General features: G+C 39.7%; 7 protein-coding genes. 2 read left to right on the top strand and 5 right to left on the bottom strand.

Going from position 1 to position 13,389, the window contains the following annotated elements; translation table 11 throughout:
• Positions 1–108: 108 nt before the first annotated feature.
• The 3 genes from LS48_RS08075 to rnhB form a co-directional block, all read right to left on the bottom strand.
• On the bottom strand, positions 109–3,045 hold the full coding sequence (locus LS48_RS08075) for a response regulator (RefSeq protein WP_062621808.1): 2,937 nt from the start codon (positions 3,043–3,045) through the stop codon (positions 109–111).
• Between the two features lie 100 nt (positions 3,046–3,145).
• Positions 3,146–5,620 (bottom strand): hypothetical protein, encoded by a 2,475-nt coding sequence (locus tag LS48_RS08070; protein WP_062621806.1) that lies wholly within the window; start codon positions 5,618–5,620, stop codon positions 3,146–3,148.
• 105 nt (positions 5,621–5,725) lie between these two features.
• Positions 5,726–6,325, bottom strand: coding sequence for a ribonuclease HII (rnhB, locus tag LS48_RS08065; RefSeq protein ID WP_062621804.1), 600 nt, complete (start codon positions 6,323–6,325; stop codon positions 5,726–5,728).
• 62 nt (positions 6,326–6,387) lie between these two features.
• Between rnhB and LS48_RS08060 the strand changes: the two genes are divergently transcribed.
• Positions 6,388–8,271: a putative porin gene (locus tag LS48_RS08060; RefSeq protein ID WP_062621802.1), complete on the top strand. Its 1,884-nt coding sequence runs from the start codon at positions 6,388–6,390 to the stop codon at positions 8,269–8,271.
• Positions 8,272–8,307: 36 nt separating this feature from the next.
• Here the strand turns inward: LS48_RS08060 and LS48_RS08055 are convergent, their stop codons facing one another.
• Both LS48_RS08055 and LS48_RS08050 read right to left on the bottom strand, forming a co-directional pair.
• Positions 8,308–10,743, bottom strand: a complete 2,436-nt coding sequence (locus LS48_RS08055; protein WP_062621800.1) for a T9SS type A sorting domain-containing protein — start codon at positions 10,741–10,743, stop codon at positions 8,308–8,310.
• 165 nt (positions 10,744–10,908) lie between these two features.
• Positions 10,909–12,051: an acyl-CoA dehydrogenase gene (locus tag LS48_RS08050; RefSeq protein WP_045081174.1), complete on the bottom strand. Its 1,143-nt coding sequence runs from the start codon at positions 12,049–12,051 to the stop codon at positions 10,909–10,911.
• Positions 12,052–12,276: 225 nt separating this feature from the next.
• On the opposite strand from LS48_RS08050, the gene LS48_RS08040 reads away from it, so the two are divergent.
• Positions 12,277–13,338 (top strand): anhydro-N-acetylmuramic acid kinase, encoded by a 1,062-nt coding sequence (locus LS48_RS08040; protein WP_062621796.1) that lies wholly within the window; start codon positions 12,277–12,279, stop codon positions 13,336–13,338.
• The last annotated feature ends 51 nt before the right edge of the window (positions 13,339–13,389 follow it).

Below are 13,389 nucleotides of genomic sequence, written 5' to 3'. Positions count from 1 at the left end.
GGTGAAGTAAAAGTAAGTTGTTACCTTAAAAAGTACTGTGAATTTTGTAACCGATGCTATAACATATGTAACATAGGCAGTATTAGCAGGCTTTAGAGCCAGGTTATGTTATGTGGAGAAATATTCAGAAGGAGAACGTCCAAACTCTTGTTTGAAGCATTTGGTAAAATACGACGGGTCGTTAAAACCGACTGTATAACCAACTTCAGCAATGGAAATCTTTTTCTCCTTTAATAATTTTAAAGCCAATTTAAGCCGTTGCGTTTTTAAGAATTCGGAAGCTGATTGTCCTGTCAATGCTTTTAATTTTCGGTGCAATTGCATGCGGCTCACGCCCATTTCTTTCCCAAAACCTTCAATCGTAAAGTTTGAATCAGTTATATTTTTATCCAAAACCTTCTGAAGCAAATCCAGGAATTTTTCGTCCGCAGAAGAAATAGCAATATCTTTCGGAATTAGGACCACTTCCTGTGCAAAGCGTTGCTGAAGCCTTCTTCGGTTTTCAATAAGATTTTCAACTGAAGCTTTCAGTAATTGACTATTAAAAGGTTTAGTAATATAGGCATCTGCGCCGATGCCCATTGCTTCCAGTTTTGTTGTAATCTGCGTTTTGGCGGTAAGCAGTATTACAGGTATGTGAGAGGTAAGTTGGTGTTCTTTTAAGTGCTTTGTAAATGTAAAACCGTCTTCGCCAGGCATCATTACATCACTTATAACAATATCTGGGATTACTTCAATTGCAATTTCAAAGGCCTCCTTACCATTACTTGCAGTATGGACGGTGAAGGTATATTCAAAAATAGAACTCACATAATCGCGAATGTCTTTGCTATCGTCTATTACCAAGATGGTTGGCGCATCTTCGGGCAAAATGATTTCCTTTTGGGCAGATAATTCAAAAATAGCAGGTTTTTCGGGTTGTCCAGATTCTTCGCATTCTGAAAAAATTTCTTGGTCAGAATAAATATTTTTATTCACGGGTATTTGTACTTTAAATTCCGTGAAGCCACTCTCCTCACTTTTTATAGAGATGCAGCCCTTGTGAACTTCAGTTAATTCCTTTGTAAGGGAAAGACCAATACCGGTCCCGGGATTTTTGGAGCTTGTTTGATAGAAGCGTTCAAAGATTTTTTCTTGCTGCTCCAGTGGAATATACTTTCCAGAGTTTATTATTGAAATTTCATACTTGTTATCTACTCTTGCGCCCTTTAAGGTTATTGATCCATTTTCTGGTGTGTACTTTATTGCATTGCCAATTAAATTATAAAGTATTTTTTCCAAAATGTCCTGATCAAACCAATCTTCTTTTTCATCATTCGGCACCGCTATGGAAAAATCTATATGCTTTTCACTGCAGCTAAAGGTAAAGGCTTCGGCGTGCGCTATCAAGAAATCGGGCAAGTTGGTACACTGAATATTTAATTTTAAATTGCCGCTTTCCAATTTGGCCAATGCCAATAGCTGATCTACCAAGTCCTTTAGCCGTTGTGAATTTCTAAGTGCTGCCCTTAAATTTTTTCTTTCCGACGGCGACAGTCGGTCTGAAGCCAGTTGATCTTCAATTGGACCATTTATCAATGTAAGAGGAGTTCGGAATTCATGTGAAATATTTGCAAAGAATGTATTTTTTGCATTGTCTAACTCAAGTAATTTTTTAGTGGTTTTCTGTCGGTTTTTAAACTGAAAAAAAACAAAAATTCCAGCAATGGCGATAAGGGCCAGAACTCCCCATAGTATATTGCGTTGGTTTCGTTTTTGCTGCTCTGCAAGTGCGTTTTTAGTTGTTAACAAGGCAATTTCCCGATCCCTGCTTTCGGTTTGGTAAATTCCTTCTATTTCCTTGATTTTTTCAGCAATCTCTACCAATTGGATAGAATCATTTATCTTTTTTGCGACTTGGGAATTTGCAAACGCAGCTTTATAATTTCCTTGCAGCGCATAGGCCTCTGCCAAAAGAGAGTGGGCTTTTTGGGCTATCATTCCATTCTTTATGCTAGTGTTGAAAGCAAGTGCATTTTCCAAAAATTCAATGGCCGCAGCGGGGTTTCCTCTTTGAATGTTAAGCTTTCCAAGTTGCAGTGCCGATTGGGCTGCCTCTAGCGAGTATTCATTTTTTTGTTGAAAATTAAAGGCGGTCAGCAAGTGGGCTTCTGCTTGGTTGAGGTTTCCTTTGTCCAGATTTACTAGTCCCAGATAATTGTTTATTTCTGCAACAGTTCTTTCATCCTTTATTTTTTCATAAAAAAGAAGTGTTTTTGAAAGAATATTGTCCGCTTTTTCCAATTGCCCTTTATGATAATAAACCTGTCCCAAAAAAACATTGGTAGTGTGAAAATAGAAATCACCCGCTCCGGGAATTTTTTCGAACTCTCTATTGGCTTTTAAGTAATATGTCTCGGCGGCGTTATAGTCCTTAAGTTCGAGGTAGATATTGCCCAAACTTTGGTAGGCGGCGGCAATTATGTCCTCGCGGATGGGTTGCTTTTTGTGAAGGGAATCTACAGCCAACAAATGCGCGATGGCAGTTTCCATTTTGTTCTGACGGGAATAGGCAATTGCCAAAGCGTTTCGGGTGTCGGCCAAAATAAAATTCCCGGGATCGTCAATTTTTTGCACATATCTAAGCGCCTGGTTTCCGGCATTGATTGAGTTTTCAATTTCCCCGATTAAATAATAGGTTCTGCAAAGTCCATTGTATCCTTGTGCCATACCGCGGAAATAATCAATTTTCTTTGCGGCGTCAATCTGCTTTTTGAAATAAAACAGGGCAGAATCGGGTTTTTGTATTCTTCGGAAATAGTGCGCATAGAGATAATCGGCTTCCGTGAGACTAACCAGATAGTTGTTTTGGGAGCTAAATTTTCGAAATTGTTTAATATAAATTAACGCACTATCCGGGTTTGCGTTGATGGATTGTGAAACCTTTTTTTTGAAATCGGCAAGAATCAAGGAATCGCGTTTCGAAGGTTTTTTTTCGCGCAATTCGTTTTGGCCAAAAGCAGTATTAGCCAATAGCAAAAGAAAGAGGCAGAGGAGCGCTCTCATAAAGTTCAAAAAGGTTGGTTTGCGATTTAAATTTACGCAAATTCCCTGAACCAAATCGAGAATTTAGCGACTAATAAATTAGTTTCTAATTTGTTATCGATTAATTGATACTGTAATACACCACATTTTTGGCGTCGCCTTTCACCACAAGATTTTTTGGACTGGCCGCTCCCATTGAAGCCGCAGAGGTGCCATAAACGGGAAACCCATTCAAAAGCTCGCCATTTTTATCAAAAACAAAGACCTTTTTTTCCTGGGTTTCGGTTATGGTAATGTAGCTATTTCTACTTATGTTGAAGATTTCCGGTCTGGTGTAAAGTCCCAATGGCAATTCAGCCAGTTTTCCATTAATTCGCAAAAGGTTGTCGTCCAAGGTAACTTTCGTATTGCCCAAAATAGCGAACCAATAATTGCTGCCCACATCCAGTTTTTGGGAAGAAACCTTTCCGTCCTGCGAAATGCGCTCTTTTGTATTTTCCTTTGTAATTACCACAAAAGTATTGTCTTCCTCGGCAACGGGAATTTCAGAAAAATTAAAACTTTTTGAAACCGAAACCCTCGATTTGCCCACGCGGCTCAAAATATTCAGTTTGCCGTTTTCCTCGGCAACCACTATATAATCCTTGTTGCCCATCCTGATGTGGACGGGCGACTGCACAATGTTGCTCTTCGCTCTGTTGAAACCGAAACCTTTTACGGCTTTTCCGTTTTTGTCATACATTAACACCTCTTTCCCTTGAACGATCACGAAACGATAATTCCTATTGTTGTCGTAATCAAAAACCGAAAGGGGCTGGGTTACCTTGTCCTTAAATTTTATGGGAAATCCTTTGGCGTCCTTCCCATTTCTGTCCAAAATATAGAATGCATCCGAAGTGGCGAAGGCAATCTGTTTGTTGCCGCCGCCCGCAATTTCCACCGTTTCAATTTCCCCCAAAATGGGGGCGCCCAATTTTTTTGTCCAAAGAATTTTTCCGCTTCCCGAAATAAAATAGAGGGTATTGGCAATATCCTGTACGGCCACATTGCTGCTGCCGTTGTTGCTTTCTATCAATTGTGGGGCGTTTAAAAGAGGGCTCTCCAGGCTTATATTGAATTTTTCCGAAACCTTGGCCGACACACTTTTTGCAGTGGCGCCCGCCTCTTTGCAGCTAAGGGTTAGGTGCGCAAAATTTCTGTCGAAGCTGAATTGCAGCGCCGCCAGCGGAAATTCCCCAAAAGAAATATTTTTGATGTCCGCACCGCTATTCGAATTGAAAAACCCTGAAATGGCTTCCGAAAACGCTCCCTGCATTTTATAGATTAAAAGCGATGATGCCGTGCTCAAATCTTTGGCGGTGTTTTCAAAATAGGAAGTGTTTTTCAGCGTATTATTATTTTGGAAGGAACTGATCAGTTCTTCGGCAGTGCTTTCGTTTTCGGTAAAAACGAAGAAGTTTTCAAGTTGGAAGACGTAGCTTGCCGTTTCGGAATTTATGAGGGGCGAAAAGGTTTGCTTAAATAATTGTGGCTCGCCAAAGCTGCTGATCTCAATTTCCCGGAAGATACTGTGGGAAGTGAGATAGCGCGCCAAAGCATCATTGGTCAGTGAAGCATCGATGCTTTTTATAAAAATTGCGTTCCCATTTTTAAGCTGGATATTTCCCACTTCGCTTGCCGAACCGAAAATCCCGGTGGTTTTTACGGTTTCCTTTTCACCCCGAAATGCGCGCAATTTCTTTTGAAATGTTTCGGCGTCGTTAAAAGTAAAGCTCACAGCGCCCAGCGCGTCCGTTGGCACGAGGGCGGCCACATCGTTCTGCTGCGGCACTTGGCCCTCAAAAACATTCAGCAATTGCGGGATGGTGTCCGTGGCGAGCGTTATGCCAATGGCGGTAAAGGATTCGGGCGCTATCGCCACGTCCAGCGCGCTCCACGACGTGAAATTTATTTTTGTGGAATCGTTAAGCGCAATTGTATTGCCGCGCAGTAAAGCTGTACAACCGTTTGATGAAGGCAGGTTGAACACTTTTTTGAAAGTTTCGTCCCGTTCGGTCCTTCCTTTTAGAATATCCTGCAAAATCTGTTGCGAAGAGGAAAGCACGAAAACGCTATCAATGATTGCGGAATAGGCAATTTCCGTACCTGCGGCAGGCAGGCCCCGATCAACCGTTATTCTTTGGAATGATTGCTCGTCAAATTGCAAGGTTTCAATGGTCTTGTTTTTTAACGAATCCGGCTGAAAAAGGTTTTTTGTCTGCTTGGAGATAAAGGTATAAGCCGAAGTGGAATCGTTCACTTTATTGATGCACAGCAAGCTCTGCGAGGCGGGATGCAGGTTTTTCAGCAGGACTTTTTTTTCGGCAAAATAGGAATAGGGAGCGGTCTTTTCAAATTTTGAAAGCAGGGAATTGGCCTCGATATCGGCCTGCAGGTTTTCAAAGTTTGAAATCTTAAAAACCACCGAGGCTCCTTCGGGAACAAAATCCATTAAAGTGCCTGTTTTTGGAGGTGTTTTATCGCAACTTCCAAAAACCCCCAAAAGCATTGGCACAAAAAGTAAAAGTGCTAAAAGTTTCCCCAGAATTTTTCTCATAACACAAAAGTAGCAAGGAAAAGCGATGGTTCTATGTTTAGTTGAAATAGTTTATTGACGGGTTTTCAACAGCCCAAATTCTTTATCACAGCAGTATTGTGTAGCTTATAGCTTGAGTTCAAGTTGCAGTGGTAAAAGTTTGAAACTTTTTCTGTGAAAAACAGTACTTCCATGAACGCAAATGGCTTCGCGATGTTCTTTGGTAGGGTAGCCCTTGTTCTGCTTCCAATTGTACTGCGGAAACTTCTGGTGAAGCGCCGCCATATATTCGTCCCGATATGTTTTTGCCAAAATGGAGGCAGCGGCAATATGCAGAAATTTCCCATCGCCTTTTACCACACATTCAAAAGGAATTTTCTCAAAAGGTTTAAATCGGTTTCCGTCAACGGCAATAAATTCGGGAGGGCAGGAGAGTCCGTTAATGGCGCGGTGCATTCCTAAAATGGAGGCGTTTAGTATATTTATTTTGTCAATCTCGTCCATCATCACGTGAACCACATTGAAACAGATGGCTTCGCGCTCGATAATAGCTTTAAGTTCCAGTCGTTTTTTTTCGGAAAGTTGCTTGCTGTCATTCAAAAATGGATGCTTAAAATCATCGGGAAGAATTACTGCAGCGGCGGTAACGGGCCCTGCCAAACAGCCTCGTCCTGCTTCATCGGTGCCGCATTCCAATAAATGGGAATTGATTTTAAGTTTCAACATAGAAAATTAAAAATAACTATTTCCGTTTAAAAATTTACCTTTGCGCTGAAACTTTATACCCAATGAGAAACACACTTTTGCTCTTACTTCTTCTATGTGCCTCGGCAACTGTGTTTTCGCAAACTCCAAATGCAACTAAAGAAAAACCGCCAATTGATTACTACAAAATAATTTCAACGGCACGCGATACAACATTCGTAGATACTACGCTCTCAATCGAGAAAAAATATAAGTTTAATTATTTGAGAAGGGACAATTTTGAACTGCTACAATTTTCAAACGTGGGGCAGACATATAATTCACTTGCCTATTCTTTTGACAGGTTGAATTTGAAACCGCTTTTTGTGGCTCAGTCGCATCATTTCAATTATAAGGAAATTGAAGATGTAAATTATTTTAATGTGCCCACGCCATTAACGGAACTTTACTTTAAAACTGCCTACGAGCAGGGGCAGCAGCTGGATGCTTTTTTTACGGTGAATACTTCCCCGCAATTCAACTTTTCAATTGGCTATAAAGGGGTTCGGTCATTGGGGAAATACCAACATATTTTAACGAGTACCGGAAATTTTCTTTTTACTGCAAATTACCACACCAAAAGCAAACGCTACGTCGCACGTGCCCACGTAGCCGCACAGGATATTTTGAATGAGGAAAATGGCGGGTTGACCAATAATTCCTTGCAACTTTTTATAAATGACGATCCCGAATTTCGCGACCGTGGACGGTTGGATGTTAAATTTGAAAATGCCGAAAACAAACTGGAGGGGCTCCGTTTTTACGGCGATCATTATTACGAATTGTTGAGCCAGCGCGACAGTACGGGCTATTCAGTTTTAACGCTCGGGAATGTGTTGAGCTATGAGGATAAGTTTTTCCGATACAACCAAACCACGTCATTTGCAGAATTTGGGTCCTCGTATGAAGCAACTGATTTATTTACTAAAACGAAACTTGAAGATTTCAACGTAAAGGCGTATGCCGATTTTAACAACTCGCTTATCGGAAAAATTACGGCTTGGGTGGGCTATAATGATTTTAACTACGGCTACAATTCGGTATTGATTTTAGACGAACAGCGCATACCCAACAGGATTAAAGGAAATATTATTGAAGCTGGTGCGGCGTACGAAAAGGAATACCGAGGATTTAAGCTTCGTGGAAAAGGGGCGATAAATGTGGCAGGCGATTTTGACGGAAACTTTCTGCAAGGAGCCGCTTCGTTTGATTTAAATGAAGATTATAATGCGGAAGCCTCCATAACCGTACATTCGGTGGCGCCCAATTTCAACTTTTTGCTGTACCAAAGTGATTACCAAAATTACAATTGGAAGACCGAGCTGAATAATGTAAAAACCCAGGAACTGAAATTTCAAATAAACACCAAAAAATTTGGAAATGCGTCTGTAAGCTATACGGGAATTGACGATTACGCCTACTTCGGAATCAAGGAAAATGACAGCACACCTTCGCCATTGCAGGCTTCGGAACGGGTAGATTATTTAAAGATAAAGGCTGAAAAGGAATTTAAATTTGGGCATTTTGGATTGGAAAATACCGTGATGTACCAGCAGGTGTTGAGTGGCGAAACCGTTTTTAACGTGCCACAGCTCATCACGAGAAACACGCTTTATTTTGAAGACCACTGGTTTAAACGCGCTTTGTTTTTGCAGACTGGGGTGGGTTTTAAATATTTCACCAAATACAACATGAATGCTTACGACCCTGTACTCGCGGAGTTTTATGTACAGAACGAGCAGGAATTGGGCGGTTTTCCGTTAGTAGATATTTTCTTTAATGCGAAAATACGGCAGACGCGTATTTACTTTATTTATGAAAACTTTACCGCACTTTTCGGCGGAAAGAACGAATATTTTGCCGCACCGGGCTATCCGTATCGTGATAATGTGCTGCGGTTTGGATTGGTTTGGAATTTCTTCTTATAAAAAAACCTATTATAGGAATGTTTTGATTTTTGAAAATTATTTTTTAACTAATTTCTTGATTATAACCTCCGCATTAAAAGTTTTTAATTTTACGAAATAAATCCCTTCGTTTAATTTTTCTATGTTGACTCTATTGATTCCTTCAACATTGCTTTCTTCTAAAATCAATTGGCCTAATTGGTTGTAAATAATGACCGATACAATAGTTTCTTTTGATTGAATATTTATTATTCCATTTGTGGGATTGGGATAGATGAAAACATTTTGGAAAACATTTTCTTGAATATTAAGAGGCCCCGTGTTTTCAAACCATGCAATTTTATCGTCACCTTCCGCAGATATTAGTATGTCCATATCTCCATCATTATTTATATCGCCAATGTTAATAGAAGTCAAAGTATTAATAGTTGAAATTGTATTTTCGGGGCCAAAATTTCCTTGTCCATCTGTATTTTCACGCCAAAATAAGAGTTGGTTATCATATGATGGGTCTCCAGAGATAATATCTTCATCACCATCATTATCTATATCTGAAAATACTATTGATAAATAAAAGTTATCATAAAGATCTATGGGCTGAGGTTGACTAAAATTTCCAAAGCCATCTAAGTTTATATACCATGCTAAATGCATCCAGTTAGAAGCAATAAAATCTATGTCGCCATCTCCCTCTTTATCGGCTGGATAAATTCTATAATCATACCAAGTATTACCCAAGTTGTGTTCAATAAAACTTCCAGATCCATTTTCGTTCTCATACCAAGTCAAAGTGCCATTAGATCGAACAATTCCAATAATATCCATGTCGCCATCTCCATCCAGATCGGCAGGCTGGGCAAAGTTACCGAGACCATTTCCATTTTCAAGAGTATGCTCAGGTCCAAAAGTTCCAGCACCGTCTACATTTTCATACCAGGCTAATTTTGAGGAATAAAATTCCGAAGAAACTAGTAGGTCCAAATCTGCATCTCCATCTAAGTCTATTGCTGAAAGGGAATTTATTCCTGGAAGATCGGTCGCAATAATTTGTTGAGGATCAAAATTACCTTGCCCATCATTGTTTTTAAACCAAGCAAGCTTTCCGGAAGTAAAACTTCCGCCTACAATATCTGGATATCCATCTCCATCAATATCTTCAATACATGCTATACTAGCACCATTTACAGTAGTAGAAATAACCTGCTGCATTCCGAAAGTGCCATTTCCATCAAGATTTTTATACCAAGCTATTTTGCTATCGTTTTGTGAGGTTGAAATTATGTCTAAATCTCCATCAGAATCAATATCGGCAGAACTTGCATAATAAGCCCCATTTGCGCCTTGAGAATCAGATACCAATAGCTGGGTTCCAAAGTTTCCCAATCCATCTAAATTTTTATACCAAGCTATTTTGTCATCGATGAAAGATGCTGACGTTATATCTAAATCACCGTCTCCATCTAAATCTGTTATAAATACAGACTTTCCAGTATTTACATCTGTTGTAATTGTTGTTTGGGAAAAATTACCATTTGCATCATTTTTATACAAAAGAATAGCTTCAGAAGCTGCTACTGCAATATCATTATCGCCATCCCCATCAATATCTGATGTATAAACGGAGGATGCTCCACTTGTATTTGTTGAAATTATTTGTTGAGCACCAAATAGGCCGTTAAAATTTTCGTACCAAGCAACTATAGAGTCATTAGATGCTGATATTACATCTAAATCACCATCCCCATCTAAATCAGTTGCATATGCAGAATTTGCGTTGGTTACGTTTAATGTAATCCATTCACGAACAAAATTACCATTCCCTTCATTTTTAAACCATTTAACAGATGAATACTCTGATACAAGAATGTCATTATCACCATCTCCATCAATATCGTGAATAGAAACTGATGTAGGTTCATCTGCACCACCAATTGGATTTTTTTCGTCAAATAAACCTTGGCCATCCAAATTTTCAAACCAAGATATTTGGTCATAAGAGGTAGCTATAACGTCTCTGTCGTTATCTCCATCTAAATCAGCAGCAACTACGGATCTAGTTCTAATTGTATTGCCATAGCTACCTAAAGGGAAAATTTGTTGTGGACCGAAAGTACCTAGTCCATCAATATTTTCGTACCAGGCTACCTTATTATAATTATATAAGTAAGAGCTTGAAAGAACATCCATATCTCCATCTCCATCTAAATCGGCTGCAAAAACAGAATTTGCCCCTTCTGCATTGGTAGTAATAACATTTTGAGACCCGAAATTTCCTTGCCCATCCAAATTTTCATACCAAGCTATTTTATTATCCAAAAAAGATGCTGAAATTAAATCCTTATCTCCATCACCATCTATATCAGCTGAATATACATCAGCAGCTCCATTGGTACCATCAGCATTATCAGTAATAATATTCTCCTGAAATCCGATTTGCGCATTCGAAACTGTGAATACAAAAATGGAAAACAATACTCCTAACTGTGTTTTCATAAGAGTTGAATTTTAAATTATATGTAAGATAATAATTTTAGTCGTTGTACTTCAATATTAATATAATAAAATTAAATACCCGCCACTTTGGACGGGTTTGATGTTCTGTTTGATCGTGCCCTTCGGCTGCGCTCAGGGTAAACTAAAGGTTAGATCTATTTTTTCTTAGTCCCTTAAAAGTCCTCGAGAAATAACAATCTTCTGAATCTCTGAAGTGCCTTCGTAAATCTGGGTGATTTTCGCATCACGCATCAAACGTTCTACGTGATATTCCTTAACATAGCCATTTCCGCCGTGAACCTGTACCGCTTCCACGGTTACGTCCATGGCTACTTGGCTGGCGTACAGTTTCGCCATGGCGCCGCTCATATCATAGTTGTTGCCGTTATCCTTGTCCCAAGCTGCTTTCATCACCAAATGGCGGGCTGCTTCAATGCTGGTGTGCATATCGGCAAGTTTAAAGGCAATGGCCTGATGGTTGCATATTTCGGTGCCAAAAGCTTTGCGCACCTTGGAATATTCACGGGCAAGATCATAAGCTCCAGCGGCAATCCCCAAAGCTTGTGCGGCGATGCCTATCCTTCCGCCGGAAAGTGTTTTCATTGCGAATTTAAAGCCGAAGCCGTCTTCGCCAATTCTGTTTTCCTTCGGAACTTTTACGTCATTAAAAATCAAGGAATGTGTATCGCTCCCGCGGATGCCAAGCTTGTCTTCCTTTGGGCCAATTTCAAAACCTTCCCAGCCTTTTTCAACTATAAATGCATTGATGCCCTTGTGTTTTTTCTCCTTATCGGTCTGCGCGATTACCAAATAATAATCTGCGGTTCCACCATTGGTAATCCAGTTTTTGGTACCGTTCAAAATATAATGGTCGCCTTTGTCAATGGCAGTTGTTTTTTGTGATGTAGCATCGCTGCCCGCTTCAGGCTCACTTAAACAGAAGGCGCCAAGTTTTTCACCAGTTGCTAACTTGGTGAGATATTTTTGTTTTTGGTCCTCGCTGCCATAAGCTTGCAGGCCGTAACATACCAATGAATTGTTCACCGAAACGATAACGGAGCAGGAAGCGTCTATTTTACTAAGCTCTTCCATTACCAACACATAACTAACGGTGTCCATTCCTCCGCCCCCATATTTGGGGTCAACCATCATCCCCAGAAAACCGAGCTCGCCCATTTTCTTGACTTGTTCGGTCGGAAATTTTTGGTGGTTATCGCGTTCTATAACGCCCGGAAGCAACTCTGTTCGGGCAAAATCGCGAGCGGCATCGCGAATCATCAATTGTTCTTCGGATAGACTGAAATCCATAGGCTTTATTTTTGAAAAAGGTTCATTTTAAAGAATTGCAAATGTACTTTAAAAATAAAGCAAATCCCAAATAATAAAGAAGCACCAAATTCCAAATTCCAAAAAACAAAAGGCACCAAACCCCAAATTCCAAATTCCAAAAAAAAATGTTTTGGAATTTGGTGCTTGTAATTTGGGATTTCAAGCTTTTCAAATGTATCTTTCATATCTGTAAATTAAAATTATTTGAAAAAACAGAAATATCATATTGTTGGCGTAATGAGCGGCACTTCGCTGGACGGGATTGATTTGGCTGAAATTGTTTTTGACTATTCTAATGGAAAGTGGAATTTTAATATCCTTTCCGCCGAGACTGTTCCATATTCTTCATTTTGGAAGAACGAACTTCGCGAAGCCATAAATTATTCCAAAGAGAAATTGGAGCGGCTGGATTTTAAATACAGCGAAAAGCTATCCGAAGAAATTTTAAAATTCATAAAAAAACATAACATTCTTGAAATTGACGCGGTCTGCAGCCATGGCCATACCATCTTGCACCAGCCCGAAAAGGGTTTTACATATCAAATAGGCAATCTGCCGCGCATTTCAAAAACGATCGGCCACACTGTGGTTTGTGATTTTAGGGTGCAGGATGTGGAACTTGGCGGACAAGGCGCGCCGCTGGTGCCCATAGGAGATAAGTTGCTTTTTTCCGAATACGATTATTGTTTGAATCTGGGCGGTTTTGCTAATTGTTCCTTTGAAAAAGATGGGCAACGGATTGCGTTTGATATTTGCCCCGCGAATATTGTTTTAAACAAATATGCTGAAAAACTGGGAAAGGATTTTGACGAAGACGGAAAACTAGCCGCTTCCGGGAACTTGGACGAAGGGTTGCTTGAAAAATTAAACGCACTTTCTTTTTATGATGAAAAACCCCCGAAATCCCTGGGTTTGGAATGGGTAAAAAAGTACATTTTTTCGTTATTGGAAGCTTCTGAAATTTCTTCCGAGAATATTTTGCGAACTTTTACTGAGCATATTGCCATACAACTTGCAAAACAATTAGCTGGAAATGCTTCCGTTTTAATAACTGGAGGCGGGGCGTACAATTCTTTTTTGATTGAAAGATTGAAAAAGCTCGCTTTGGTTGAGGTTGTTATTCCTTCCCCTGACATCGTGGAATACAAAGAGGCCCTAATTTTTGGACTTTTGGGCGTACTGAAACTTCGAGGTGAGGTGAATTGTTTGGCCAGCGTTACGGGAGCTTTAAAAAATCATTCCTCGGGAAAAATATTCTATCCATAAATTTCACTTAAAATAAATCTAAACCCTCACAAGTTTTTTATATTTGTCCTC

Origin of the sequence: Aequorivita aquimaris (assembly GCF_001573155.1) — a bacterium.
Lineage (GTDB): Bacteria > Bacteroidota > Bacteroidia > Flavobacteriales > Flavobacteriaceae > Aequorivita > Aequorivita aquimaris.
This window is presented reverse-complemented; position numbering and strand designations above follow the sequence as displayed.